The sequence below is a fragment of the Deefgea rivuli DSM 18356 genome, assembly GCF_000620145.1.
Taxonomy (GTDB): Bacteria; Pseudomonadota; Gammaproteobacteria; order Burkholderiales; family Chitinibacteraceae; genus Deefgea; species Deefgea rivuli.
Map to the genome: position 1 here is coordinate 41,027 of NZ_JHVM01000015.1, position 25,463 is coordinate 66,489.

24 protein-coding genes and 1 pseudogene are annotated in these 25,463 nt (G+C 49.8%); 10 read left to right on the plus strand and 15 right to left on the minus strand.

Going from position 1 to position 25,463, the window contains the following annotated elements:
• Positions 1-49 precede the first annotated feature (49 nt).
• Both Q320_RS0107860 and Q320_RS0107865 read left to right on the plus strand, forming a co-directional pair.
• Positions 50-628 carry a chloramphenicol phosphotransferase CPT family protein gene (locus tag Q320_RS0107860; protein ID WP_027468541.1) on the plus strand — a complete coding sequence of 193 codons (579 nt, stop codon included), beginning with the start codon at positions 50-52 and terminating at the stop codon, positions 626-628.
• Positions 629-870: 242 nt separating this feature from the next.
• Complete coding sequence (locus Q320_RS0107865) at positions 871-1,371, plus strand: DUF1993 domain-containing protein (protein WP_035853131.1); 501 nt, start codon at positions 871-873, stop codon at positions 1,369-1,371.
• Positions 1,372-1,415: 44 nt separating this feature from the next.
• Here the strand turns inward: Q320_RS0107865 and Q320_RS21530 are convergent, their stop codons facing one another.
• The 3 genes from Q320_RS21530 to parC all read right to left on the minus strand — a co-directional run bounded on the left by Q320_RS21530 (position 1,416) and on the right by parC (position 4,621).
• Entirely contained in the window at positions 1,416-1,589 is a 174-nt protein-coding gene (locus Q320_RS21530; protein ID WP_156939025.1) for a hypothetical protein, read from the minus strand.
• Positions 1,590-1,708: 119 nt separating this feature from the next.
• A complete protein-coding gene (locus Q320_RS0107880) occupies positions 1,709-2,251 on the minus strand; it encodes a M15 family metallopeptidase (RefSeq protein ID WP_245590982.1) in 543 nt (180 codons plus the stop codon).
• Positions 2,252-4,621, minus strand: a complete 2,370-nt coding sequence (parC, locus tag Q320_RS0107885; protein ID WP_084282481.1) for a DNA topoisomerase IV subunit A — start codon at positions 4,619-4,621, stop codon at positions 2,252-2,254. It abuts the gene before it with no gap.
• A 190-nt stretch (positions 4,622-4,811) separates the two neighbouring features.
• On the opposite strand from parC, the gene Q320_RS19050 reads away from it, so the two are divergent.
• A complete protein-coding gene (locus Q320_RS19050) occupies positions 4,812-7,319 on the plus strand; it encodes a bifunctional diguanylate cyclase/phosphodiesterase (protein WP_051534581.1) in 2,508 nt (835 codons plus the stop codon).
• An 81-nt stretch (positions 7,320-7,400) separates the two neighbouring features.
• On the opposite strand, the gene Q320_RS0107895 is transcribed toward Q320_RS19050, so the two are convergent.
• The 3 genes from Q320_RS0107895 to Q320_RS19055 all read right to left on the minus strand — a co-directional run bounded on the left by Q320_RS0107895 (position 7,401) and on the right by Q320_RS19055 (position 10,903).
• Complete coding sequence (locus tag Q320_RS0107895) at positions 7,401-8,354, minus strand: M14 family metallopeptidase (protein WP_027468545.1); 954 nt, start codon at positions 8,352-8,354, stop codon at positions 7,401-7,403.
• Between the two features lie 139 nt (positions 8,355-8,493).
• Positions 8,494-9,696: a branched-chain amino acid ABC transporter substrate-binding protein gene (locus tag Q320_RS0107900; RefSeq protein ID WP_027468546.1), complete on the minus strand. Its 1,203-nt coding sequence runs from the start codon at positions 9,694-9,696 to the stop codon at positions 8,494-8,496.
• A gap of 379 nt (positions 9,697-10,075) precedes the next feature.
• Positions 10,076-10,903 carry a transporter substrate-binding domain-containing protein gene (locus tag Q320_RS19055; protein ID WP_051534582.1) on the minus strand — a complete coding sequence of 276 codons (828 nt, stop codon included), beginning with the start codon at positions 10,901-10,903 and terminating at the stop codon, positions 10,076-10,078.
• A 631-nt stretch (positions 10,904-11,534) separates the two neighbouring features.
• Here Q320_RS19055 and Q320_RS21975 point away from each other — a divergent pair.
• The 3 genes and pseudogenes from Q320_RS21975 to Q320_RS19060 all read left to right on the plus strand — a co-directional run.
• A pseudogene (locus tag Q320_RS21975) lies at positions 11,535-11,843 on the plus strand (methyl-accepting chemotaxis protein); the annotation flags it as partial.
• A gap of 33 nt (positions 11,844-11,876) precedes the next feature.
• Entirely contained in the window at positions 11,877-12,215 is a 339-nt protein-coding gene (locus tag Q320_RS21980; protein ID WP_245590984.1) for a CZB domain-containing protein, read from the plus strand.
• A gap of 59 nt (positions 12,216-12,274) precedes the next feature.
• The gene (locus tag Q320_RS19060) at positions 12,275-12,859 is read left to right on the plus strand and encodes an HD domain-containing protein (protein ID WP_051534583.1); all 585 of its coding nucleotides are present in this window, start codon (positions 12,275-12,277) and stop codon (positions 12,857-12,859) included.
• 104 nt (positions 12,860-12,963) lie between these two features.
• Here Q320_RS19060 and parE read toward each other — a convergent pair whose 3' ends face one another.
• Both parE and Q320_RS0107925 read right to left on the minus strand, forming a co-directional pair.
• On the minus strand, positions 12,964-14,937 hold the full coding sequence (parE, locus tag Q320_RS0107920) for a DNA topoisomerase IV subunit B (protein WP_051534584.1): 1,974 nt from the start codon (positions 14,935-14,937) through the stop codon (positions 12,964-12,966).
• A 308-nt stretch (positions 14,938-15,245) separates the two neighbouring features.
• Positions 15,246-16,739, minus strand: coding sequence for a YifB family Mg chelatase-like AAA ATPase (locus Q320_RS0107925; protein WP_027468549.1), 1,494 nt, complete (start codon positions 16,737-16,739; stop codon positions 15,246-15,248).
• 78 nt (positions 16,740-16,817) lie between these two features.
• Here Q320_RS0107925 and Q320_RS0107930 point away from each other — a divergent pair, with 78 nt between their 5' ends.
• The 3 genes from Q320_RS0107930 to Q320_RS0107940 are packed head-to-tail and all read left to right on the plus strand — an operon-like array spanning position 16,818 to position 18,983.
• Positions 16,818-17,792, plus strand: a complete 975-nt coding sequence (locus Q320_RS0107930; protein ID WP_245590983.1) for a sensor histidine kinase — start codon at positions 16,818-16,820, stop codon at positions 17,790-17,792.
• 2 nt (positions 17,793-17,794) lie between these two features.
• On the plus strand, positions 17,795-18,565 hold the full coding sequence (locus Q320_RS0107935) for a LytR/AlgR family response regulator transcription factor (protein WP_027468551.1): 771 nt from the start codon (positions 17,795-17,797) through the stop codon (positions 18,563-18,565).
• Entirely contained in the window at positions 18,555-18,983 is a 429-nt protein-coding gene (locus Q320_RS0107940; protein ID WP_035853134.1) for a DUF2721 domain-containing protein, read from the plus strand. The genes Q320_RS0107935 and Q320_RS0107940 overlap by 11 nt, the downstream gene beginning before the upstream one ends.
• A gap of 46 nt (positions 18,984-19,029) precedes the next feature.
• Here Q320_RS0107940 and Q320_RS0107945 read toward each other — a convergent pair whose 3' ends face one another.
• The 3 genes from Q320_RS0107945 to Q320_RS0107955 all read right to left on the minus strand — a co-directional run bounded on the left by Q320_RS0107945 (position 19,030) and on the right by Q320_RS0107955 (position 21,678).
• Complete coding sequence (locus tag Q320_RS0107945) at positions 19,030-19,401, minus strand: diacylglycerol kinase (protein ID WP_027468553.1); 372 nt, start codon at positions 19,399-19,401, stop codon at positions 19,030-19,032.
• 160 nt (positions 19,402-19,561) lie between these two features.
• Positions 19,562-20,296: a BPSS1780 family membrane protein gene (locus tag Q320_RS0107950; protein ID WP_027468554.1), complete on the minus strand. Its 735-nt coding sequence runs from the start codon at positions 20,294-20,296 to the stop codon at positions 19,562-19,564.
• Between the two features lie 191 nt (positions 20,297-20,487).
• Entirely contained in the window at positions 20,488-21,678 is a 1,191-nt protein-coding gene (locus Q320_RS0107955; RefSeq protein ID WP_027468555.1) for an acetate/propionate family kinase, read from the minus strand.
• A gap of 353 nt (positions 21,679-22,031) precedes the next feature.
• Here Q320_RS0107955 and Q320_RS0107960 point away from each other — a divergent pair, with 353 nt between their 5' ends.
• Complete coding sequence (locus Q320_RS0107960) at positions 22,032-22,529, plus strand: biotin/lipoyl-containing protein (RefSeq protein ID WP_027468556.1); 498 nt, start codon at positions 22,032-22,034, stop codon at positions 22,527-22,529.
• Positions 22,530-22,728: 199 nt separating this feature from the next.
• Here Q320_RS0107960 and aroG read toward each other — a convergent pair whose 3' ends face one another.
• The 4 genes from aroG to Q320_RS0107980 form a co-directional block, all read right to left on the minus strand.
• Entirely contained in the window at positions 22,729-23,796 is a 1,068-nt protein-coding gene (aroG, locus tag Q320_RS0107965) for a 3-deoxy-7-phosphoheptulonate synthase AroG (RefSeq protein ID WP_027468557.1), read from the minus strand.
• A 245-nt stretch (positions 23,797-24,041) separates the two neighbouring features.
• Complete coding sequence (locus Q320_RS0107970) at positions 24,042-24,455, minus strand: Fur family transcriptional regulator (RefSeq protein ID WP_027468558.1); 414 nt, start codon at positions 24,453-24,455, stop codon at positions 24,042-24,044.
• A 1-nt stretch (position 24,456) separates the two neighbouring features.
• Complete coding sequence (gene dksA / locus Q320_RS0107975) at positions 24,457-24,873, minus strand: RNA polymerase-binding protein DksA (RefSeq protein ID WP_027468559.1); 417 nt, start codon at positions 24,871-24,873, stop codon at positions 24,457-24,459.
• Positions 24,874-25,111: 238 nt separating this feature from the next.
• Positions 25,112-25,414 carry a c-type cytochrome gene (locus Q320_RS0107980; RefSeq protein ID WP_027468560.1) on the minus strand — a complete coding sequence of 101 codons (303 nt, stop codon included), beginning with the start codon at positions 25,412-25,414 and terminating at the stop codon, positions 25,112-25,114.
• Between the last annotated feature and the right edge of the window lie 49 nt (positions 25,415-25,463).

The following is a 25,463-nucleotide window of genomic DNA, read 5'->3' on the forward strand; positions in this document are numbered from 1 at the left end:
TTTTGCTGTGTGGATACTTTTGTTTCACGTGAAACAATGCAGGAACACCATGTCTCTTCCCCAAGTCATTCTGCTCAATGGCACGAGTAGTTCGGGCAAAACCAGTATCGCCAAGGTTTTGCAAGACAAACTACCGCAGCAATATTTAAACTTCAGTATCGATAGCATTTTGTACGCGCTGCCGCCTAGTGACTTACAGCAGATGAAGCAAGGTGAAGTGATTACACGTGCAGGCTACGACTGGCCGAGCTTGGTGCGCGGCTATCATTATTGCCTGCCCGCTTTGCTGCAAGCTGGCTGCCGCTTGCTGATTGATAACGCGTGGTGTGATGCGGGAGAAAAGCGCGAATTACTCACCGAACTGGCGGGCTATTCAGTGGCGCTGGTCGGTGTGTATTGTGATATCGACATTGCGCTGGCACGAGAAGCTGCGCGTGGTGATCGAGCCATCGGTTTGGTGGCGTGGCAAACCCCGCTAATCCACCAAGATATGACTTATGACCTCACTATTGATACATCAGGTATTGAGCCACAAGCATTGGCCAATAAGCTCTACAACGACATACATAATCAATCAATTTGGCGCGGTGCAATTGATACGCTAGAGCACTTGAATATGCAGAGCTAAAGCGCAATGCTGTGGGGGTCGCCGCACAACCCCCTCTCTTTATAAGCCTAGCGATCTAAACAAGCCTGAAATGAATTCACTCTTCGTCATACCGGCGTAGGCCGGTATCCAGAGCGATGGCAACCACTAACATTGCAGCTAGATTCCGGCCTTACCTTCAGGTACGCAGAGCGCCGCCGGAATGACGAATTGATTCGTTTTGCTATTTTTGTATTGATGCTCATATCCAAAAAGGAAACATCATGTTCGATTATTATCAGCTCACCGTTCCAGTCTACGCTCGCGCACTAAAACAACTGGCGCATTTGCTTGATAAAGCTGCCGAATACGCCGCAGCGAAAAAAGTCAGTGACGAAACGATGCTTGCGCTGCGCCTAGCGCCCGATATGCTCAATCTGACGAAACAAATCCAAATTGCCTGTGACAGCGCCAAATTCGCCGTCGCGCGGCTGTCTGGCACGGTAGCGCCCAAGCATGAGGATAATGAGAAAAGTTTTTCTGAGCTGCAAGCGCGCATTGCTGCAACGCTGCGCTTTGTTGAATCTTTACCGCAAGCTGCGTTTGTCGATGCTGAGAAAAAAACCATCACGCTGTCTTTTATGCCCGACAATCCAATGACGGCTGAGTTTTATTTACTGTCGTTTGTGCAGCCGAATTTCTATTTCCACGTCACGACGGCGTATGCGATTTTGCGCAGCAATGGCGTTGAAATTGGCAAGCAGGATTATATCGGCGCGGTTTAAACCGCCAAAAACACAAAGAGCACGGAGATGATCCGTGCTCTTTTTTATTTTCCGCCCTGCTCTGGGTGCAGTAGCTGCTGCCGTAATTCTTCTATGGATTCTAAACGGCTGGCTTGTGCGATTTCGTGTTCGCCATCGACGCCGACTTTATATAAGCCATAAAGCAAAGACTGCGGCTGGCTGGTGGTGCTCCAAACGGGGTGTATGGCGTAGGTCATGATCTTCATCGCTTTAGAGCTTGGACGGGGAGATCTCGTTCTTCTTGTGCTCTTAATATCAATATCGTATCAATTTGGCGTTTCTGAACTACCGTATATCCCCTAGATGCTGCAGCGCGTCAGACTCGCTCAGAAAAACACCAATGCCATGGCTCGTACACATAGCCGTATTGATTATCGCGCGGAAAAGACAGCGTAAAACCGAACTCGCCTGCGTGGCGGCTTAGCCAAGCAAATGCAGGCGTAGTTTCAAATTCTTCAGTAACAACTGGCCCGCCCGGCTCAAAAATATCCACCGCCCTACCCGTGTGATGCTCGCTGCAACCGGGCGGTGCGAGCACTTGGAGGATGTCATTGATACAAATACCTGAATCGATTTTTTTTTGAATCAGCTCAACTTGCCGCGCGCTAGCACGATACGCCGAAGCGATTTTCAAGACGATGCCATCACATAAAGCTGCTGCCTGCATAGCCTGCCACGCTGCTGCTGCCGCAGGCGTGAGCTGCCAAACACGACCGTCCAAGGCAGTTTCTACGTCAATCAATTCACTCGCCTCTTCAAACAAAGGCAAATTCCGGCTTTGCAATAGCTCATGGGGTATACCCAGCTCAAGCCATATTGATGAGAGCGCCAGACTCATACCCACCGGAAGATTGTTCATTTAAAACCCTGGAAACTTAAATGCGCTACTAATCGGCTTGCCTTTGCGCGCGCGTTTGCCGATGTACGGTGCCATTTCGTTTTCGTTCAACACCCACTCGACCGCTTTGCCACGGTTCACGACATTAATGGTGAGTGTGATTCCATCGCAAACCGTAATCGCGCCGAGTTGATCTTTATCATCCAAGGCCATCGTAATCACCCCACGCCCGCCGCCAGTGAGCTGCTTAAATTCGCTATACGGGAAAAGATGCAGTTTTCCAGCTTTAGAAAGGCAGGCAACAATCGATGTTTCACGTGGAACAAACGTCGTAACGCGCAGCAATGTTTCGCCTTCATCGAGCGTCAAAAAGGCTTTACCGGCCTTTTGGCGGCTGAGCAGGTTATCAAACTGGCAAGCAAAACCGTAACCGCTGGAATTTGCAATCACGACCCATTCGCCCATTTTCGCTGCCAGCATTTGCGTAATGCGTGTTTTAGCGACTAAATCGACCAAAGTCGTCACTGGCACACCATCACCGCGACCACCCGGAACGACGGAGGCTTGAATGGAATACACGCGACCATCGCTGCCAAATAGCGCAATTTGGTCAATCGTGCGGCATTCAATCGCCGCCAATTGGCTGTCGCCATCTTTAAACGTCAGGCTTTGCAAATCAAGACCGTGACCTTGGCGCGCACGCAACCAGCCTTTTTCCGACAGAATAATCGTGACCGGCTCATCAACGACAGCCACTTCGGCGACTGCGCGCTCGGCGTGTTCAATCAGCGTGCGGCGTGGATCGGCGTATTTCTTTTTATCTGCTTCAATTTCTTTGATAATTTGTTTTTGCATCGCAGCTGGATTGGCGAGCAAGTTTTCTAACTCGGCTTTTTCATCACGCAGCGTGCTGAGTTCTTGCTCAATCTTGATGCCTTCAAGGCGCGCCAATTGGCGCAGGCGAATTTCAAGAATGTCTTCAGCTTGCCGCTCAGACAGATTAAACGCCTCCATCAACGCGGATTTTGGTTCATCTGAATGTCGGATAATCCGAATCACTTCGTCGATATTCAGCAGAACCAGCAAGCGGCCTTCTAAGATATGAATCCGATCATCGACTTGACCAAGGCGATGTTGGCAGCGGCGCGTGACGGTGACAAAGCGGAAAGCGATCCACTCTGAAATCAAATCTTTTAGCGTTTTCTGCCCTGGGCGACCATCCAGACCAATCGTCACCATATTGATCGACAAACTGCTTTCTAGCGATGTATGCGCCAGCAGCAGATTCATCAAATCGTCCGAATTTTGCCGCGATGATTTTGGCTCGAATACCAAACGCACCGCTTTGTCTTTGCCCGATTCATCGCGCACGCGATCCAGTACGCTGAGGATCAATTGCTTGGTTTGCACTTGATCTTGGCTGAGTGCTTTTTTGCCCTTCTTCACTTTCGGATTGGTGAGTTCTTCGATTTCTTCCAGCACTTTTTGCGTCGACGTGCCGTGCGGCAATTCGGTGACGACCATTTGCCATTGGCCGCGCGCGAGTTCTTCTTTTTCCCAACGCGCGCGCACTTTCAAGCTACCGCGACCATTTTCGTACGCAGTGGCGATGTCTTTGTGCGAAGAAATAATTTGCCCGCCGCCCGGTAAATCAGGGCCTTGGATATAAGTGAGTAATTCGGCAGTGGAGAGTTTCGGATTGCGAATCAAGGCGATGCTGGCATCAGCGACTTCACCTAGATTGTGCGATGGCATTTCGGTCGCCATGCCGACTGCAATCCCTGATGCGCCATTGAGCAGCAACATCGGCAAACGCGCAGGCAATAACACGGGCTCTTGGAATGCGCCGTCGTAGTTCGGTGTGAAATCGGTCGTGCCTTTGTCCAACTCACCGAGCAGCAAATCGGCCACTGGCGTTAAACGCGCCTCGGTGTAACGATAAGCCGCAGCGCCGTCGCCGTCGCGCGAACCAAAATTGCCGTGGCCGTCGATCAATGGATAACGTAGCGAGAAATCTTGCGCAATCCGCACTAGCGCATCGTAGGCCGATTGATCGCCATGCGGATGGTATTTACCCAACACGTCACCGACAATCCGTGCCGATTTCATTGGCTTGGCGGTCGAGCTTAAGCCCAACTCGTGCATCGCATATAAAATCCGCCGCTGCACCGGTTTTTGCCCGTCTTCAATTTGCGGCAAAGCACGACTTTTCACCACGCTCATTGCGTATTCGAGATAGCTTTTCTCAGCGTATAAACCCAGTTGCACCGATTCGCCATCGTCGGGCGTGGTAGAGACTTGCGTGGCAATAAACCGCGCCGCGCCGCCCTGGCTCGGTGCAGGTAGTTCGGGAAGCGTTTCTTCTACGGAAGTGAGCAAATCATCAGACATGGATCAAAGGCCAAAGTGAATCTAGCCCCGTATTCTATCTGCCTCGCGGCCTTGGTTCAAAGCGGTAACGACAAACAACAGTATATATATCGGATTCAAGCCCACCTGAGCATTGCTGCTATAGTTAAACCAGCCTATTTTTTGCCAGACTGAGCTTGAATTGCCAAATAAAATTTCTCTCAGATTCGCTGTGAGCTTCGCCTTTGCGGCGCTACTGTGCCTAGCGCTCTGGCTCAGCAGCACCTTGCAATTACGCAACCAAGAAAAAGTTTTGCTCAGCTTAGGCGACAAAGTGATGTCGGCCGAAGTTTACGATGTACAGCGCAGCTTGCTCAACTTCCTTTACATCCCAGAGCAAAGCAATAAAATTATGGCCGGTCTCATCGAGACGATGCAGCTCAAGCCAGTGGATGATTTGTCCATGCTTGATGCGCCATTACGCATCACTTTTGAGCAAACTTTGCGCGAAAAAACCGCACTCAGCGTCATTGGTTTTGGCTCGATGTCGGGCAGCTTTATTGCTTTACGCCGCGCCGAGCAAAGCTCGACATTTAATCTGATGCTGAAAGACGCCAGAACACAACAGCAATTGCACATTTATCCAGGCCTGCAAGCTGATACGCCAAACGCGCGGATTGATAATTACGACCCCAGAACCCGCCCGTGGTTTTTGCCGGTTATCCAGCAGCGCAGCATGTTGTGGTCGGATATTTATAGCAATATCGATGAAAAACAAGCAGTAACGATTTCCAATTCATTGCCGGTTTTTGATGCTCAGCAGCAATTAGTAGGCGTGCTGGTCAGTGATATTCGCATTGATCAATTTAATCAGCTTTTACTCAAACAAGTGAATTTGGGCACGGGTGCCATTTTTATTCTGGATCAAGACGCTCGCCTTATTGCTCACTCCTCAATGGACAGCGTACTCTCCAGCGGCAGTACCGCCACCCAACCCGGCCAGCGCCAACTCGCGAGCGAAAGTAAAAATCCGCTGATTCGTGCAGCCAGCAGCCAGCTGCAGCAGGATGATCACTTTAGCTTTTACAACAATAAAGATCGTATCTACGCCCGCATTGTGCCACTCACCCATCCGGGCGGGATTAATTGGCGCATCGTTGTATTAATTCCTGAAAAAGATCTCGTTGGCGCGCTTCGGCATGAGCAGCGACTCACGACCCTATTTATTTTATTCATCGGCCTGGGGATTGCGATCCTCGGTTGGTTTGTACTCGGGCGGATTACCCATCCGATTATCTCCACCGCCCAAGCCGCAGAAAAACTCGGTCAAGCTGATTGGCAAGCCATTCCAACACCGCGAATTCAATTGCGCGAAACCGCGCTACTCACGCACACCTTTAACGATATGGCCGCCAAGCTCGCTCTATCCTTCAAGCAATTGAATCGGCAAATTCGTTTTGATGCGATGACTGGATTGATGAATCGCAACGGGCTTGCGGTAGCCGTGAACGATTGGTCATTCGCACCGGCGGATCAACAGCTGATGCTATTAATCGGTCTGGATGGCTATCGCGCCATCAACGACAGCGTAGGGCATGCACTGGGCGATGCGCTCTTGCAATCGATCGCCGTGCGCCTACAGCAACACGTTCCCGCCAATGCCTTACTGGCGCGCACCGCCGGTGCTGAATTTACAATTTTAATGTCAGAAATCAATAGCAACGACGATGCGATTCACACCACATTGCGTTATCTCGCCTATTTTTCCGAAGCCTTTCAAGCCGCCGAATCGGCCGATGAAGTACTAGTCACCGCATCAATTGGCGTTGTACACGGTCACTTTGCACCTAGCAATTTAAACGAATGGCTGCGTAATAGCAGTGTGGCGCTCGGCAAAGCCAAGGCCAAAGGTTTTGGCTCTTACACCCTCTTTGAAGAAGCGATGGTTGAACAATCCATCGCCAGAACCCGCTTGATGACCGAACTCAGGCTAGCGCTAGAACGCGAAGAATTCCGCGTTTATTTCCAACCCGTCATTGATTTGCAAAACGGAGAAACAATCGGTGCCGAAGCGCTAATCCGCTGGGAAAGCCCACGCGGCATGATTTCCCCCGGCGTGTTTATCCCCGCCGCCGAAGACTCAGGCCTTATTTTGCAAATCGGTAACTGGGTGTTGCGCGAATCATGCCAGCAAATTGCCAATAAGCTCCAAGCGGGCTGGCGCAACGATTTCGACATTCACGTGAATGTGTCCGTGCGGCAACTGATTCAATCGGATTTTTATGAGCAATTACAGCAAATTCTGCAAGAAACCGGCCTCCCCGCGCACAATCTCACGCTAGAAATCACCGAATCGTGCTTAGTAACACAAAGCGAACTCGTTGCCAGCCTCATCAAACGCGTACGGCTTTTGGGCGTGGGCATTGCGATAGATGATTTTGGCACCGGCTATTCATCGTTGGCGTATTTACACCAATTTGACTTTGATTACCTCAAAATCGACCAATCGTTCATCGCGCGGATGCTGGAAAACCTTCAGGACGAAGCCATTGTTGCCGCCATTATCAATATGGCCGCCGGCTTTAAAGTCATTCTAGTCGGCGAAGGCATCGAGACCGAAGCCCAAGCCAACCGCCTGCGCGAACTCGGTTGCCAACGCGTACAAGGCTACTACTTCGGTCGCCCGATACCACTGGCCGATTGGCCAGAATTAAAAACAGCACCGCAATTGAATACTTAGAAAACACTAGGGTATATTAATAAATGCATTAAAGAATAATGCGCACAGCTATATACCAAAGCACCATAAACATCAGTTCCCCTAGCGCATAGCAAAATCAATCGCCGCACACACAGTCACCACTTGCGCTTGATTGCATTGCGCGGGGCTGGCGTTGGGACTATCGGGATAGACTTCGGTGGTGGTGACGTACACGGCGTCGGTCATGCCGCCGCATAAACCTAGCGCTTTCTTGGCGTAGTTGATGACGCCGAGTTGTTCTAGCGGCGCGCCAATGAGTCGACCTTGTACATCGGCCGCAGCAATGTGCGTCACTTGGCTGACGGCGGCGATTAAGGCGCGTTGAAATTCCGGCTCGGGCTTTTCGCTGTCGCCGACCAAATAAAATCCATCTGGAATGTCGTGATAGTCAAATGCCACGCCATCGCGGGCAGCTTTGGCGGGGCCAAATTCGCTGTTATCGGTATCGGTAGTTTCGTGCAGGTCGATATGCACCAACACCTTGCCTGCTTGCGCCTTCACCAACGCACTCGCCGCTGCGGCTTCAGCCGAAGCACTACCAGAGGTAAAAGAGCGATTCGGGTCAATCGCATTCGGGTTCCAGCGGTTCACCGTTTCATAGCCCCACGGGCTGATACAGGGCAACACCAGCAGATTGACGTGCGCGCTGTAATGGCTAAAGTGCTGCGCAATAAATTGCAACGCGCCTTGCACGCCGCTGGTTTCATAGCCATGCACGCCGCCCGTTACCAGCACGGTTGGCCGCTCTGCCTGCCACAGTCGGCTGCGCACCGCAAACAGCGGATATTGCGCGAAACCCTGAGCCTGATAATCCAAGACGCCGTATTCGACCAGTTCGGCCACATCCGCCAGCGGTGAATCTCTATCCAACAGCAAGGCGGTTAATGGCGTGACGACGTCAAACAGATAGCTACGCTGAATGGTCTGCTGCGCCAGCCAAGCCGCGCGTTCCGCAGCGCCCCAAGCTTTGCCGAGCGTGCCTATGGGGTAGTAGAAGTTGATCGCATTTGTCATTTGAGTTCACCGAATGATTAAGGGTTGCTGCCACTATAAGCCGCTGCGCGATACTTAGGCAGTGGGGATATGGGCAAGCTTGCGCAACAATGCAAAAAGGAGCCCGCAGGCTCCTTTTTCATCATCACAATCGTCGTGATTATTTCGCTGCGGCTGCGCCACCAACGACTTCGAGGATTTCCCATTTGCCGTCTTTCACGGTGTAAACAGTGATCGCGCCGTTGTTGATATCGCCTTTGGCATCAAAAGAAATCGGGCCAGTTACGCCTTCGTATTTCACTCCGGCCATTTTCGGCAAGTATTTCGCAGGCTCAGTCGAACCCGCTTCTTGCATGGCTTTGACCATCACGTGCACTGAATCGTAGCTATACGGTGAATACAATTGCACATCAGTGCCAAATTTGGTTTTGTATTTTTCTAAGAACGCTTTACCGCCAGCGAGCTGGTCTTTCGGTGTTCCTGGGCTGGTTGCGTACATGCCTTCAGCATCGCCAGCAGCGAGTTTGATAAATTCTGGCGTTTGCGCGCCATCACCGCCCATGACTTTGGCTTCTACGCCCAGCTTTTTAGCTTGTTTTTTCAGCGGCGCGGCTTGTGCATCCATACCGCCGTAGAAAATCAAATCCGGTTTGGCTGATTTAATGCTGGTCAATACCGCGTTGAAATCGGTTTCTTGGTTGTTAGTAAATTCACGCTTCACGATTTCCGCGCCAGCGGCTTTCGCAGCGATTTCAAATTCATCGGCCAAGCCTTGGCCGTAGGCAGTGCGGTCGTCGACAATCGCGATTTTTTTCGCGCCCAGTTTATTGACGGCATATTGACCGAGCACTTTGCCTTGCTGCGCATCATTCGCCATGACGCGGAATGCAGTTTTGAAACCTTGATTGGTATACGCAACAGCAGTCGCTGAAGGTGAAATTTGTACAATACCGGCGTCAGAATAAATTTTTGATGCTGGAATCGTTGTCCCTGAATTCATATGGCCGATCACGCCAGCGACTTTGGCATCAACAAAACGCTGCGCCACATTGGTCGCCGTTTTTGGATCGCCTTGGTCATCTTCCGACAGCATCACTAGCTTCATTTTCTTGCCAGCAATGTCCACGCCGCCTGCGGCATTGATTTCGTCCATCGCCAATTGCACGCCGTTTTCGATGTCTTTACCGAAATGCGCGGCTGGGCCGGTGAGCGCGGCGGCGTTACCGATTTTAATCACGTCGCTATCCGCTGCAGCTTCTACCACAGGCGCGCTGGCCGTTTCAGTGCCCACTGGCGCTTGTTTACCACATGCCGCAAGGCCAACAATGGCCGCAGCCATTAATGTATAGGACGCGATTTTCATTTGAGAGAATTCCAAAGCAGATAAAAAATGGGCCTACGCCCAGCAGAAATACGCCTGCCAGTCGCATTATTGAATGGCGAAAACGGCAACGAGCACAACGCTCACACAGCTAAGCCAATGTATTACAAAGTATGTCGGAATCATGCAGCAGCGCCGCACTTTGGAGAACTAGGGTATTCCTGTAGCCTCGCCGCTTTCATACTCAGGCAGCATGGTGTTATAGCTGGCAATAGGCTTAATTTGCACGGCGGCAAGTCACTTGAAATCACCTTAGAGTTGGCTCAGATTTGCCCGCGAAAACCTGTTGCAAATCAATTGACGCCCATAAACAGAAAAAGCCCCAACGCTGGCGTTGAGGCTTGTTCAATCTGTACTGCTTTTATAAAATTTGCAGCACGAAATATTTGTACTGCATTTCTTTGTATTGCCCAGATTTAATTAGCTTATCCAGCGCTAAATTAAATTTGGCCTGCATTTCAACATTCTCTTTGCCGACCGCAATCGCTTCACCACGGCCAAGGCGTGGATCAGTTTTGATGATATTGCCCACATAATTATACTGTGCAGCATGAGCGGGTTCGCGCAAGAATTCACCAAACACGGCGCTGTCGCCAAAAGCGAAATTAATTTCATCTTTTTTCAGGCCATCGAGTAAAGCCTCAGCATCGGCGTAGCGTTTGATTTTGACTTTATTGGCATCAAACTCGGTTTTGAGATAATCATCAAACGTGGTTTTTTCAACGACGCCCAGCGTTTTACCCTGCAAGCGATCGGCGGTCATTACGGGAAATAAAAACTGCTGTTTATTATTAGCCAAATACGCCGCCGGTACGTGTGCGTAGGGCTGCGTAAAGCTCACCAATTTTTCGCGCTCGTCAGTAATCGACATCGTCGCGATAATCGCGTCGGCTCTATTCTCTTGAATCGCCGGAATCAAAGCATCCCATTCATAGCGATCAATCGTGCATTTCACGGCCATTTCTTTGCACAAAGCATTGGCTAAATCAATATTAAAACCAACCAGCTTATTATTCGAATCAACATATTCAAACGGCGGATATTTACCTTCCAACGCAATCCGTAACGTCGTACCCGGCTCGGCGGTATTACTGGCTACAGCACTCGCCGTAGCCGGTTTTTGCCCCGCGCCAAAATACCAGGCCGGTAGCGCTAAAGCGGCAATAGCAATCACAATCCATTTCTTCATTTTCTCTGATCCTTACAGCATTAAGCGCCGCATCATACAGTGAAGAAGTGCGAATGAAATTGGGACTTCCCCGCAGGCGTGAGATAAATCTCAATTTAAGTGATGAGGCAAAAATCAGCCGTGACTTTGCCTGCAAAAGCGTCGCAATTTCAGCGCGGCATCGCAATGCAAAAGCGCGGGATTAGGATTGTTGGCTATACTGAGCGGATTAGAAAATTATCTTGTGGAGGCGCAGATGTTCTTTGGTCAAAAAAAGCTGATCGACGATTTATCCGAGCAAATTCGGGTACTGCAAATCGAAAATACCCAGCTCAAAAAAGAAAAAACCAAGCTGGAAAGCGATCAAATTTTTTTAGCTAGCCTGCAAACCCAAGACAATGGCGACGGCAAATACTATCAGTCCCTTTTTCAAACGATGGCGCAATTTGGCCAGTCGCTAGCGTCCTCATCCCACTCAATCGGCCATCTCACCGACAAAATGAAAGAAGAACTGCGCTGCGCAGCTGCTTTATCGCGCGTGTCGAGTGACAATAGCCAAGCGATTACGACCATTGCCGCCAGCCTCAACCAGCTCTCGTCCACCGCAGCGCAATCGGTGACTGAGGTCGATAAACTTGATCAGCAATCCAATCAAATTAGTAGCATCGTGCAGTTGATTAAAGAAATCGCCGATCAAACCAATCTGCTGGCGCTCAATGCGGCGATTGAAGCGGCGCGTGCTGGCGAGCAAGGCCGCGGCTTTGCCGTGGTGGCCGATGAAGTGCGAAAACTAGCCGAACGTACCAGCTCGGCCACCAAAGACATTAGCAAACTGGTCGGCGATATTCGCCACGAAACGCAATCAGTCAAAACCACGATGAACGCAATGGCCGAAGAAACCGCGCAATTTAGCGAAATGGGCAGCAATGCCGCAGCCGATATGGCGCTGCTCATTGAAGTATCGGGCGAAATGGAAGCTCTAGTCGGCAAGAATATGCTCAATACTTTTGCTGAAGTCAGCAAACTCGATCATATCGCCTTCAAATTTAAAATTTACGAAGGCGTTTCGGGCGCGAACAGCAATCACGAAACCAATGATCCGCATCAATGCCGCTTTGGCCGCTGGTATTACGAAGGCGAAGGCAAAGCACTCGCAGGCAACAATCCGGTCTACCGCGAGCTAGAAACCCCGCACAATGAAGTCCATCAAGCGGGAACTGCCGCGCTGAATGCTTGGCAAGCAGGGCAAAAACCGCAAGTGATTGATGCGCTGAATCGTATGGAAAACAGCAGCCAGAAAATGCTCAGCTTGTTGGATCGACTAATTGATTGATTTAGGATTTGGCGGCAATCGGCCAACAGCGGAAGTCCGACCAAAAAATGGAATCTACCATGAATAATAAACTTCAAAATATTTTTAGTTTTATTATCGAACTAGAAAAACTTAAATCCATTTTAAGAAAAACCAAAGTAATTGGCACTGATAGATATGAAAACTCAGCAGAACACAGTTGGCAAGTTTGCATGCTTGCTCAGTTATTGATAGATGAATCTCCTTATGAAGTTGATATTGTCCGAGTTATAGAGATATTGCTGGTGCATGACATACCGGAAATATATGTCGGAGACCAAATTGTCTATCAACACAAAGACAATGAATTCATCAATAAAGAACGTGAAGCAGCTCATAAAGCATTTGGACTTTTGCCTGAGTTACAAGCCATTTGGTGCTTGAGTCGTTGGCAAGAGTATGAAGATAGGGAAACTAATGAGGCCATTTTTGCTTATGCTGTCGATAGGTTAATGCCAGTTTTACTAAATATTTATAACTCAGGCCAAAGCTGGAAAGAAAATAACGTAACGAAAGAAAAAATATTAAAAGTAAATTCAGCTATTGGAATCGCGTTACCTTCTGTTTGGGTTTACGTTCAATCACTAATCAATGTGGTTGCCGAAGAACACTTGAGCGTCTCATAAGGGTCGAATGCAGCCAGTTACACCGTTAAAAAACCCGCATCAGCGGGTTTTTTAACGTATATCGCTGTAGCGATTATTTACTAATGGCTACAAGCCAATACCCATCACAAATCAGCTTCCACTTCATTCCCACGTGCCTCTAGCCATGCGCGGCGCGAACTGGCTTCGGATTTGCTCATCAGCATATTCATGACGTCGCGGGTGTTGGCGGCGACGTCCGATGGGATCGATACACGCAGTACACGGCGGGTGTCGGGGTTCATCGTCGTGTCGAACAATTGCTCGGCATTCATTTCACCCAAGCCTTTGAAACGCGAAATGCTCCACGCCGATTCGCGCAGTTTTTCACCTTTGAGCTTGTCTAAAATTGCGGTCAATTCGCCTTCGTCGAGCGCATAAAATTTACGCGGCGGTTTGTTTTTACCACTGCCGCCAACGTCAACGCGGTACAGCGGCGGCTGCGCAACGTAGATGTGGCCATTGGCAACCAGCTGCGGGAAATGGCGATAAAACAGCGTCAAGAGCAGCACTTGAATGTGCGATCCATCGACGTCCGCATCCGACATAATGATGACTTTGCCGTAACGCAAGCCGCTCATATCCGCGCCGCTATTAAGCGTATGCGGGTCAACGCCAATCGCGACCGCCATATCGTGGACTTCGTTATTGCCAAAAATCTGATCTTTATCGACTTCCCACGTATTCAAAACCTTACCGCGCAGCGGCAAAATCGCTTGGAAATCTTTATCGCGCCCCATTTTAGCCGAGCCGCCCGCCGAATCACCCTCGACAAGGAATAATTCGCAGCGCTCGGTTTCGTCCGAAGCGCAATCGGTCAATTTACCTGGCAGAACTGCTACGCCAGAGGATTTTTTCTTTTCGACTTTGGTCGCGTTTTTCTGCCGCGATTGCGCAGCGCGGATCGCCAGTTCAGCGAGTTTCTTGCCCAAATCAACGTGTTCGTTCAGCCACAGCTCGAACGGCGATCGCACCATCGCAGAAACAAGCTTGAGGCCGTCACGGCTGGTGAGTTTATCTTTAGTTTGCCCTTGAAATTGCGGATCGAGCACTTTGGCCGACAGCACAAACGAGCAGCGGCTAAACAAATCTTCTGGCAGTAACTTCACGCCTTTCGGTAGCAAATTATGGAAATCGATGAAGGTTTTAACGACTTGGAACACACCATCGCGCAGGCCGCTTTCGTGCGTGCCACCCGCTGGCGTTGGAATCAAATTCACATATGATTCACGATTCACCGCGCCGTCTTCGGTCCACGTTAGCGCCCATGCGCAGCCTTCGCCACGGCTAAACGTTTCGTCTTCGCCTTCAATGTACTTCTCGCCCTGCAAAATCGGCACCAGTTGCGTGTAGCCCGCCACTTGCTCGTTCAAATAACCGAGCAAACCATCCGGATAGCACCAACGTTTTTCGAGTAATTCGCCGTTAGCTTGCTCAACATTCAAGGTGACGATCAAACCGGGCAAGAGCACCGCTTTGGATTTCAGAACATGTTCTAGATCGGCCAGTGGAATGGTGGGGCTATCAAAATACTTGGCATCCGGCTGCACAAAAACGCGGGTTCCAGTGTCTTTTTTAGCGCAAGTGCCGAGCACCGACAATGGCTCGATGACATCGCCACCAGAGAACACTAAACGATTGATTTGCCCATCGCGGCGGACTTCAACCTCTAGCCGCGTCGATAGCGCATTTGTGACCGATACGCCCACGCCATGCAAACCGCCCGAGAACGCGTACGCGCCGCCGTCTTTTTTGTCGAACTTACCGCCCGCGTGCAATTGCGTAAACACCAACTGCACCGTCGGCACGCCTTCTTCGGGGTGAATGCCGACCGGAATGCCACGGCCATTGTCTTGCACGCGCAGCGATTGATTGCGGTATAGCGTCACGTCGATTTGCGTTGCATATCCGCCCAGCGCCTCGTCGGCAGCATTGTCGATGACTTCTTGGCAAATGTGCAGCGGATTGTCAGTGCGGGTGTACATGCCAGGACGATGGCGGACAGGATCAAGGCCTTTTAAGACCTTGACGGAAGATTCGTCGTATTTAGGAGCTGCCATTGTTTCACGTGAAACCAGTAAAAAGATTGGGGAGAAGTCTAGCAGAGAACAGCAAAGGCGTTGTCCACGAAAAACACGAAAGGCACGAAAAAACCAAACGAAGAATACAAATTTTGATTATTTTCTCGCGCTTAGAAACTGATGGAATCAACAAATCGTACCTTTCTGCAAATTTTCTGTGCTGAACTTGATTCGAACTTCCTAAGTTCAATTTGTGTATTTTTCGTGCCTTTCATGTTTTTCGTGGACTATGGTTTTGATGTATTTCCATGTAGCCCATATTAAATAATAGCTACAAGGCAATACATCTACTCAATGCCACGTCGATATTGAATCGCTTCAGCTAAATGTTGCTTGGTGATGGCTTCGCTGCTGGCTAAGTCGGCAATCGTTCGTGCAACGCGCAAAACTCGATGATAAGCGCGCGCCGACCAGCCCAGCTTTTGTACCGCAGTTTGCAATAAAGCCAAACCGGCTGCATCGGGCTGGCAATGCTGATCCATCGCAGCGCCGAACAAAGCCGCATTATGCAAACCTTGCCGAGCTTGCTGACGACCCCGCGCACCGCTAACGCGAATCCGCACTGGCTCACTGGCTTCGCTCTGCCCACGCGCCAATAAGATCGCCTCGGGAATCGCTGGTACTTCGACGACCATATCAATGCGATCCAGCAGCGGCCCCGAAATCCGCCCGCGATAGCGCGCCACTTGATCTGGCGTGCAGCGGCAGGCTTTTTGCGGATGACCCAAATAGCCACAGGGGCAAGGATTCATCGCCGCGACGAGTTGAAACCGTGCGGGGAACTCGGCTTGCCGCGCCGCACGGGAAATAAAAATTCGCCCACTTTCCAGCGGTTCACGCAGCACCTCTAAAACTTTTCTGTCGAATTCAGGTAATTCATCAAGGAATAAAACGCCGTGGTGCGCCAACGAAATCTCGCCTGGTTGCGGCACACTACCACCGCCGACCAAGGCTACGCTGGACGCAGTGTGATGGGGAGATCGAAAAGGGCGCAAGCCAAATTGCCGTGGATCAAGGCCATTTTGCCCCAAAGACTGCACTGCGGCGGCTTCCAGTGCTTCGTGTTCTAACAAGGGTGGCAGCAAGCCAACCAAGCGTTGCGCCAGCATTGATTTTCCGGTGCCGGGCGGGCCAATCAGTAGTAGTGAATGATTACCCGCAGCGGCGACTTCCAAAGCGCGCCGCGCCGCCGATTGGCCTTTTACATCGGCTAGATCAGGGTAAATCAGCGTGGGAATTTCAGTCGGTGGCACGGCCACGGCCAGCGTTTCACCGCCGAGTAAATGGCGACAGACTTGCAAAATATGCTCGGCGGCGAAGATATTTGCATCTTTAATCAAGGCCGCTTCTGCGCTGCTTTCTGCACTGATAATCAGCGTTCGCCCCGCATCACGCGCCGCCATCGCCAGCGCCAAGGCACCGCGCACTGAACGTAATTGTCCAGTTAAACCCAATTCACCGGCAAATTCATACTCAGCTAAATGTTCGCACGGCAATTGCCCGCTGGCAGCCAAAATACCAATGGCAATCGCCAAATCATAATGCCCAGCGCCTTTGGGCAAGTCGGCTGGAGCGAGATTGACAGTAATTCTACGATTGGGGAATTCAAACCCAGCAACTTGCAAAGCGGCACGCACACGCTCGCGCGATTCACGCACTTCGGTGTCGGCAAGGCCAACTAAATTAAACGCAGGCAAGCCGTTAGCCAAATGCACTTCGACTGTAACCGATTGCGCGGATAATCCATCGAGCGCGCGAGAGTACAAAACGGCAAGCGACATAGGTCAGTTCACGGTGCTATGCTAATTTATACAGTGTAAGCAGGAAATCAGGAATTAATGGAACAATCGACCACTTTCATGCCCAACTTTCGCAATCTAGGTGTTTTACTGCGCGCCTTGGTGTTGATTCATTTGGGCGTGCTGATTTATGTGTTGCTGACAATCAGTCGCTGGAGCGAATGGAGCGGCAAACTCACCGAAGCCAGCTTGTGGGTGGAGCCGGTGCTGCTGATTTCTTTGGGCGGCTTGGCGCTCTGTAGCGTGCCATTGCAAAAGCTAAGCTATCGCAATGCGCTGATCGCTGTTTTATCTTGGGTTCTGATTGTAGCGTGGAGTGTGTCGAAATTATTCCAAGATTTGCTGCCCATGGATACGCAAGCGATGCCGCTGCGCTTTGAGCTGGTGACGCTGAGCGTCACTTTGCTGCTGCTGTTGCATTATCAATTATGGATACGCGCGCTATCGCCGCGCTTAGCCGAGGCGCGACTCGTGGCCTTGCAAGCGCGAATTAGGCCGCATTTTTTCTTTAATAGTTTAAATGCGGTGCTATCTTTAATACGCAGCGACCCCAAATTGGCCGAACGATTACTAGAGAATTTGTCTGATTTATTTCGGGTGGCGATGGGTAGCGAGACAGGACTTTCCACAATGGCGCGCGAAGTCGAATTAGCGCAAGGTTATTTGGAAATTGAAAATGTGCGTTTAGGAGAGCGGCTGCATGTGGAATGGCATATCGATAAAATGCCAAAACTCGCCTCAATTCCGCCATTGATATTACAGCCTTTATTAGAAAACGCGATTTACCACGGAATTGAGCCGCAAATTGAACCCGGCGTCATCCAATTAAATATATTTCGAGTGCGCGACGAAGTTCATATCGACATTCGCAATCCCCTGTTGAATCACATTCCGCTACGAAGCGGCAATGGCATGGCGCTAGACAATGTACGCGAACGTTTGCTGCTTTATTACGATGCTGAAGCGAATCTCAGCATAAATTCAGGAAACGACTATTATCAAATACATATCACGCTACCCTATCGGGAGCTTTAACAATGAATGCTGCGTTACGACTCTTTCTCGTTGATGATGAACTGCCCGCTCTGAATCGTCTGCAAGACATTCTGAATGACTGCGCGCATGAGTGCCCCAATCAAGTCATTGGTACTGCCACCAATGGCATGAGTGCATTACCGCAAATTGCCGAACATGACATCGACGTGGTGATTTTAGACATCCAAATGCCGCAAATGAGCGGTATTGAGGTTGCCAAAAAACTGATGAATTTGGCTAAACCACCTGCGGTGATTTTTGCGACGGCATTTGAAGACTACGGCGTGGCTGCATTTGATGTACGCGCCGTGGATTATTTACTCAAACCCATCCGCCAAGATCGTCTACTCACCGCATTAAAACGAGTGATCGAATTACGCCAACCGGCCGGAGCCCAAGCTGATGCACCGCGTCACGATGGCATGCGTAGCCACTTTAGCGTGACTGAGCGTGGCAGGATTCATCTGATTCCGATTGGCGAAGCGCGCTTTCTGAAAGCCGAGCAAAAATACATCACACTGCGTACGCGGGATAGAGAATATCTACTCGAAGACTCGCTGACCAAATTAGAAGAAGAATTTGGATCAAAGTTTGTGCGTATTCACAGGAATTGTTTGGTGTCTCGCGATAATATTGCAGGCTTCGAGCGCGAAGTCCAAGACGGTGGTGAAGCGCATTGGGTGGTCGTATTGCGCGACGTGCCCGAGCGACTCCCCGTTAGTCGCCGCCAGCAACACATTATCAAAGATTTCAAGAAAGGCCATGATGGATAATTTTAGTATTAACACCCCTTCTTTATTGTTCCCTGCAATTTCCTTGCTGATGCTCGCTTATACCAATCGTTTCTTGGCTATTTCGAGCATTATTCGCCAGCTTTACGATCACCACACCAGCAATCCCAACGAAAATATTTTACGCCAGCTTGATAATCTGCGGCAGCGCGTCTGGCTGATTCGCTATATGCAAGCGCTCGGTATCAGCAGCTTGCTGCTGTGTATTGTATCAATGATTCTTATTGCACTGAATCTGGATCAATTTGCCCAAGGCCTATTTATCGCCAGCCTTGTTTTAATGACCGGCTCTTTGATTTTATGCCTGATGGAAGTGATGGTGTCCGATGCGGCGCTCAAAATCCTCTTGGCCGATATTGAAAAAGACCTCAAGCGCCCCTTAACGCGCTTTCCCAAATAGAAAAAACGGGCCGTAGCCCGTTTTTTTCTTATCTACGTTGGAAAAACTACGCCGTTAATGCCAAAGCCCACATCGCGGCCAAATTCACCAAACACACCAACTGCGCCGCGCTACCTAAATCTTTGGCGCGTTTAGCTAAATCATGTTTCGCCAATGAAGTATGATCCACCGCAGCTTCAATCGCCGAATTCAGCAGCTCAACAATCATGCTGGCCAAATGGCTGCCGACGACAATCGCATGCGCCCAAGCTGGCATACTTAGCACAAACGACAAAGGAATCCCGACCAAAGCCAGTAAAGTCACTTGGCGAAACGCCGCTTCATTCACCCAGCCGGCACTCAATCCATCCAGCGAATAACCCAAAGCATTCAATACGCGCTTAACACCGGTCTTACCTTTAAAAGGGCTCTCAGTCACTTGTGGATCTCCGTTTACAGAGCGTGTTTTAAAAGTGCTACGCATCCCGTGATAACGGGTCAGGCGGTGCTCGAAATCCTCATGTACAAAGAGTACATTGCGGTTTCTGTGCTCCGGCCTCTCCGTTCTGACGGGCGCTCGCTACTTTTAAAATACACTCTTAAGCTTCAAAAACATCAACATAACATACATAACTAGTAATCAATGCCACGGGCAATGCCACCAATAAACCTAAAAACATCGGCAACATCGCCAAAATCAAACCGACCGCACCGATCACCGACATCACCAAAATCGGTTGCCAATTGCGCCAGAATGCCAGAAATGACAACTTCATCGCCTCGCTGGCTTTCATGCCTTGCAACATCACCAAAGTCGGCGCATAAAAATACGTGCTGTAGACCACTGAAAATGCCAACACCACCAAAATCATCACAGGCCAAATTGCGCTCATTTGCTCAAATGCTTGCAGATTTTTATCCAAAGAAATCAAACCCACAAAAGCGGCACCCGCCAATAAAGCGGCCATCAGCACCATGACCAACATCGTACCAAATAGATACAAGACGCCCACTCTGAGCAACTCAGCAAAACGCAGCTGAAATCCGGCAAATAAATCACTCAGTTGCGGCGTTTCACCGCGCGCCTGCTTTTGCGCCGCAAACATAACCCCACCCAAAAAGACAGGCCCCAGCAGCGTCGAAAGCAAGCTTCCCACAAAGGGCAACATCGACATCCCGAGCATCAGCACAATAAACACGCCCGAAATCCCCAGCCAGGCTGTCGGCGCCTGCTTGAATAACATAAACGCGTTCACAATCCACTGCCAGCCCTGCATCGGCGGTATTTTGCGCGGCTCTACGCTCACATCAATCACATTATCTTGGTCTAACATGGTCTTCCTACTCAAAAACGGTCAATACCGACATCGTAACTGGAGTTGACTGCTTCTGACAGTTCATCATGCCGCAGCAAGATGAAATCCACATGAAAAAGCCAAGCTAAAAGCCTTAGATCACAAAAGACAGAACAAAAAAAACCAAGGCTGTATTTCACAGCCTTGGTTTGGTGTTGCTATGCTTTAAATCAAGCGAGGCAGGCCAATGCTTGGCGCGCGATCATTAGCTCTTCATTGGTTGGAATCACATACACGGCGATTTTACTGTCAGCCAAGGAAATCCGGCGTGGCTCGCCTGAACGCACCGCATTGGCAGCTTCATCCAAATCAACGCCCAACCAGCGCAATTGATGACAAACCAATTGACGCGTGTGCGCATCGTTTTCACCAATCCCTGCGGTAAACACCAAGGCATCAATCCCACCCAAAGTCGCCGCCAAAGCCGCCGTTTCACGCACCACACTATTGGCAAAATATTGCACCGCCATTTGCGCACGTGGCGAATCTGATTCTTGCAAATCGCGCATATCGCTAGAAAAGCCCGACAAGCCCAATAAACCCGATTCTTTATACAGCAGCGTTTCGATTTGTTTGGCATCCATTTTTAGATGATTGAGCAAATGCAAAATCACACCGCCATCAATCCGACCGCAACGCGTTCCCATAGGCAAACCATCCAGCGCGGTAAAGCCCATTGTCGTCGATTGGCAAACACCGCCCAATAAACCTGCCATCGATGAGCCATTGCCCAAATGCGCGACCACGGTACGGCCTTCTGCGGCCTTAGTATCAATTTCTGGCAAGACGCTGGCAATGTATTCGTACGACAAACCGTGGAAACCGTAACGGCGAATATTTTCTTTTTGCGAAAACTCATACGGCAGCGCAAACAATTGATTCAATTCAGGCTGCGTCGTGTGGAATGCCGTATCAAAGCAAGTTACTTGCGGCACATTCGGCAGCAATTCTTGCAGAATGCGGATCGGTGTAATGTTATGCGGTGCATGCAAAGGCGCGAGTGGAATCAAGGCTTCTAGGCCTGCAATCACCTCCGCCGTCACCAATTCTGGCTTGGAATACGTTGTGCCGCCATGCACGACGCGATGACCAATTACCGCAATGCTGCGGCCATTGATCCGCGATTGCAGCCAATCGAGCATAAAACGCAGTGCGTAATCGTGAGTTTTTGGCACATCGCTTGGCAAAGTTTCATTTGCTACTTTATTGTCGGCTGCGTCTTTAGCGCTAAATTTCGGCTCGACGTAAAGGCCTTCCATTTGACCTTTGAACAAAACGACCGGATCAGCTTTGCCCGTTTCAAACAAAGAAAACTTAATGCTCGAAGAGCCTGCGTTAATGACTAAAACTAATTCGCTCATTATGTCACTCCAAATTAAAAAATAAATACGAGGTATTGGTCTACAGCTATCATTAATCAATGCCTAGAAAGCAATACATCAGACCATCAATGTGAAGCAATCAATACCGTCATCTATGGTCAGCCGAATTCTAGTCCGAAAATAAGTGTGCAATTCAGATAAAGTGAATGTTCACGCTAAGCCTTCGTTGCCAGCGTAATATCATCAAAACAGACTGTTTTAGCGACGTTTAGCGTGCTAAGCAGTGAAAAGTAGAAAATACTGCAGTATTGCGGCGCACAATGTGTCCGCATTATAGTCGTCTGAATCGGGCACAACTTGGTTAAAATCAAGACTTCTAAGGTCTATCGTTCATGAATAAAAACTACACCACGCATCTCATTTGCGCTCCCGAATTAACGCATAGCGTCGTTGCCAGCGTGTTTCACGTGAAACCTGGCCAAATCGTCGCACAAGATGAATTACTACTCACCTTGGAATACCAAGGCCAAAGCTGGCCGATTCATGCGCCAGAACGCGGCGAAGTCAGTCGCTTTGTCATTGCGCTAGGCGAAGCAGCCCATAGTGGCGATTTATTGCTGATGATGGAAGTAGAAGAAATACCAACTGGCTTTTTGCTCGCCGAAAACGAAGAGCCAGTGAGCTATCACATCACAGCGCCACCCCAGGCCGCCAGCAGCGCACTCAAAATCACTCCCGCAGCTGCAAAACTCGCCGCGCGTTTGGGGGTAGATTTAAGTGAAATTAAAGCCAATGGCTTAACAGGGGAAATTGGCGAAAGCGAAGTTGAACTGCATGTACGTGAAGTATTGCTGCGCTGGCAACAGTTGAAACAGTGGGTCAATACATAGGGGTATATTCATGTGGCGCTTATTTATTAAAGCTTATAAGTAAATACATCAGATCGATCGACTTAAAAATACAAACGCACATTCCAGCGCTATAGTCCTAACAGTGCAATGAGCTACGCTCCGCGCCACCGAGCAAACCATTCATGCAGCAATAAAAAACCCGCCGCAGCGGGTTTTTTATTGAATGAATCAACAGTAATTATTTCGAGCTAGTTAAGGCGCGACGTTGTTCTACTGCGTTAGACAGGTCTTGCAAGAGGGTTTCAGTTGCATCCCAGCCGATACAGGCATCGGTAATCGATTGACCGTAAGTCAGCTCTTTACCTGCGCCGTCGTCTTGACGACCTTCTACCAGATGACTTTCCACCATCACACCGAAAATCGCTGTATTGCCCGCTGCGACTTGCCCACAGGTGTCAGCACAGACGACAGTTTGGCGACGGTAATCTTTGCTGCTATTGCCATGGCTAAAGTCGACCATGATTTTTTGTGCTAAACCTGCGGCTGCCAAATCTGCGCTTGCAGCGCGAACATGAGCTTCTTCGTAATTTGGCGCTTTACCGCCGCGCAAAATCACGTGGCAATCTGGATTACCCGCAGTCGCAACAATCGCCGAGTGACCGTATTTGGTTACCGACAAGAAATGATGCGGTTGACCGGCCGATTTGATCGCGTCAAAAGCGATTTTCAAATTGCCATCAGTGCCGTTTTTGAAACCAACTGGGCAAGACAAGCCCGATGCCAATTCGCGATGCACTTGCGATTCAGTCGTCCGTGCGCCAATCGCGCCCCAGCTCATCAGGTCAGCCACGTATTGCGGCGTGATCATATCGAGGAATTCGCCGGCGGTTGGCAGGCCGATATTGTTTAAATCGACCAGCAATTTGCGCGCGATGCGCAGGCCTTCATTGATATTGAAGCTACCGTTCAGGAATGGATCGTTGATCAAACCTTTCCAGCCCACTGTGGTGCGTGGTTTTTCAAAGTACACGCGCATGACGATTTCAAGCGTGCCTTTGTAGTGTTCACGCAGTTTCACCAAACGATTGCCGTATTCGATGGCCGATTCGGTATCGTGGATCGAGCAAGGGCCGATGATGACCAGCATGCGGTCGTCTTGATCATTCAAAATATGGTGAATCGCTTGGCGAGTTTCAAACACCGCGGTCGATGCGAGCTCATTCACTGGATATTTTTCAATCACAGCCACTGGCGGTAAGAGTTCTTTAATTTCGCGGATACGAACGTCGTCGGTTTGATAATGCATAGTCTTCCCTGCCAGCGGCTAGCGCCCTGCGGCGCGTTTATTCTTCGAAAGGAAAGAGATTAGCGGCTAATGCACGCAAATTCAAGGAATTCCCCATAAAAACAAAGCGGGAGTCCACGAAAATCACGAAAGACACGAAAAAGTACCAAGCAAGAGCGCCATCGTCGTAACGACGAGCAGATCTTGGCTACATGCACTGAATTTTTTCGTGCTTTTCGTGTATTTCGTGGACTCTGTTTGAGGCTTTATTTCAGGCAATCGGCGCAAATGCCTTTGACGGTAATTTCGACGACATTAACCAAAAATTGGGCTGGCACTGTGAGGGATAAATCAGTGCTGACGTGTTCAAGACAATAAAAACGCCCACACGATGTGCATTGAAAATGCGCGTGATGATGCGGCGCAGACGCGACTGAAAACCGCCAGACGCGATCATCGCCGGAGAGTTTATGCGCCAAACCCATATCAGTCAGCCAATCGAGCACGCGATACACGGTGACGCGATCAGCCTCGGGTTCTAGCGCAGCGAGCACGTCTTGGTGCGACAGCGGGCGCTGCGCAGCCAATAGCACCGCCAAAATATTAACCCGCGCAGGGGTGACTCTAGCGCGGGTTTTTGCAATGAGCTCGCTTGCTTGCGCCAGCGCGACTTGGCTCATCTTAGTCTGCGTATTGCTTTTTCTGACGTTCGCGGCGCTCTTGCGCTTCCACGGTCAGCGACGCAGTTGGGCGTGCCAACAAGCGCAACAAGCCAATTGGCTCGCCGGTATCTTCACAGAAACCGTAGTTGTTGTCGTCGATTTTGCGTAAGGTCGAATCGATTTTCATCAACAATTTGCGTTCACGATCACGAGTACGCAATTCGAGTGCGTACTCCTCTTCGAGAGTCGCACGATCAGCCGGATCTGGCGTCGCTTCTTGTTCTTGCAAATGATTCGTCGTTTGCGTGGCATTGGCCACCAATTCTTCTTTCATTTGCACCAAACGCTCGCGGAAAAACTCGAGTTGGTCCGCATTCATATAATCATCTTCCGAGCCTTTCCAGCCGGCGATGTCTTGTTCTGTGAGCTTGGCCATGATTCTTTCTCGCTTATCGTAAACCACTGTAATCGCTACCAAAGAGCGCTTTAGTACTAAATATGCAAAAACTGCATCGTAAGGCAGTTCAAACCACTACGACTCAGGGCACGAACAGGCCCTTAAAATTTTTGCTTTCCGACTTACATCAAATGAAACAGTAAATGGGGAAGCAGCTTAATCAACAACGCATTCTTATGCAATACACCATTTATCACAGTTTTGTTAAATCTTTTACTTATTGTGCCAAAACCCAGCGCACAATCACGCGTAAATCTTTATCGTTGATCTGCTGCGCCGGCATCGGAATTTGTCCCCATTTACCGCCTGGCAAGCCTTTGCGAATCTCGCCCATTAACATGGCTTCCGCATCTTTTTGACCTTTATACTTCGCAGCAACATCTTTATACGCTGGGCCAACAATTTTTTTATCCACTGAATGACAGGCCAAACAGTTGTATTTTGCCGCCACTTTTGCGCCATCTTCCGCCGCGATTGCAGGAGCCGCCAATAATGCAGAAATTAGAATAAAACGGAACATGATGTTTTAGCCTCAAAAGAAAAGAAGTGTTTCCTTTATTCTACTCCGC

Coding starts and splice junctions, on each gene's coding strand:
- Q320_RS0107860 (WP_027468541.1), top strand. CDS start 50: ATGTCTCTTCCCCAAGTCATTCTGCTCAATGGCACGAGTAGTTCGGGC.
- Q320_RS0107865 (WP_035853131.1), top strand. CDS start 871: ATGTTCGATTATTATCAGCTCACCGTTCCAGTCTACGCTCGCGCACTA.
- Q320_RS21530 (WP_156939025.1), bottom strand. CDS start 1,589: ATGACCTACGCCATACACCCCGTTTGGAGCACCACCAGCCAGCCGCAG.
- Q320_RS0107880 (WP_245590982.1), bottom strand. CDS start 2,251: ATGAACAATCTTCCGGTGGGTATGAGTCTGGCGCTCTCATCAATATGG.
- parC (WP_084282481.1), bottom strand. CDS start 4,621: ATGTCTGATGATTTGCTCACTTCCGTAGAAGAAACGCTTCCCGAACTA.
- Q320_RS0107895 (WP_027468545.1), bottom strand. CDS start 8,354: ATGACAAATGCGATCAACTTCTACTACCCCATAGGCACGCTCGGCAAA.
- Q320_RS0107900 (WP_027468546.1), bottom strand. CDS start 9,696: ATGAAAATCGCGTCCTATACATTAATGGCTGCGGCCATTGTTGGCCTT.
- Q320_RS19055 (WP_051534582.1), bottom strand. CDS start 10,903: ATGAAGAAATGGATTGTGATTGCTATTGCCGCTTTAGCGCTACCGGCC.
- Q320_RS21980 (WP_245590984.1), top strand. CDS start 11,877: ATGCTCAATACTTTTGCTGAAGTCAGCAAACTCGATCATATCGCCTTC.
- Q320_RS19060 (WP_051534583.1), top strand. CDS start 12,275: ATGAATAATAAACTTCAAAATATTTTTAGTTTTATTATCGAACTAGAA.
- parE (WP_051534584.1), bottom strand. CDS start 14,937: ATGGCAGCTCCTAAATACGACGAATCTTCCGTCAAGGTCTTAAAAGGC.
- Q320_RS0107925 (WP_027468549.1), bottom strand. CDS start 16,739: ATGTCGCTTGCCGTTTTGTACTCTCGCGCGCTCGATGGATTATCCGCG.
- Q320_RS0107930 (WP_245590983.1), top strand. CDS start 16,818: ATGCCCAACTTTCGCAATCTAGGTGTTTTACTGCGCGCCTTGGTGTTG.
- Q320_RS0107935 (WP_027468551.1), top strand. CDS start 17,795: ATGAATGCTGCGTTACGACTCTTTCTCGTTGATGATGAACTGCCCGCT.
- Q320_RS0107940 (WP_035853134.1), top strand. CDS start 18,555: ATGATGGATAATTTTAGTATTAACACCCCTTCTTTATTGTTCCCTGCA.
- Q320_RS0107950 (WP_027468554.1), bottom strand. CDS start 20,296: ATGTTAGACCAAGATAATGTGATTGATGTGAGCGTAGAGCCGCGCAAA.
- Q320_RS0107955 (WP_027468555.1), bottom strand. CDS start 21,678: ATGAGCGAATTAGTTTTAGTCATTAACGCAGGCTCTTCGAGCATTAAG.
- Q320_RS0107960 (WP_027468556.1), top strand. CDS start 22,032: ATGAATAAAAACTACACCACGCATCTCATTTGCGCTCCCGAATTAACG.
- aroG (WP_027468557.1), bottom strand. CDS start 23,796: ATGCATTATCAAACCGACGACGTTCGTATCCGCGAAATTAAAGAACTC.
- Q320_RS0107970 (WP_027468558.1), bottom strand. CDS start 24,455: ATGAGCCAAGTCGCGCTGGCGCAAGCAAGCGAGCTCATTGCAAAAACC.
- dksA (WP_027468559.1), bottom strand. CDS start 24,873: ATGGCCAAGCTCACAGAACAAGACATCGCCGGCTGGAAAGGCTCGGAA.
- Q320_RS0107980 (WP_027468560.1), bottom strand. CDS start 25,414: ATGTTCCGTTTTATTCTAATTTCTGCATTATTGGCGGCTCCTGCAATC.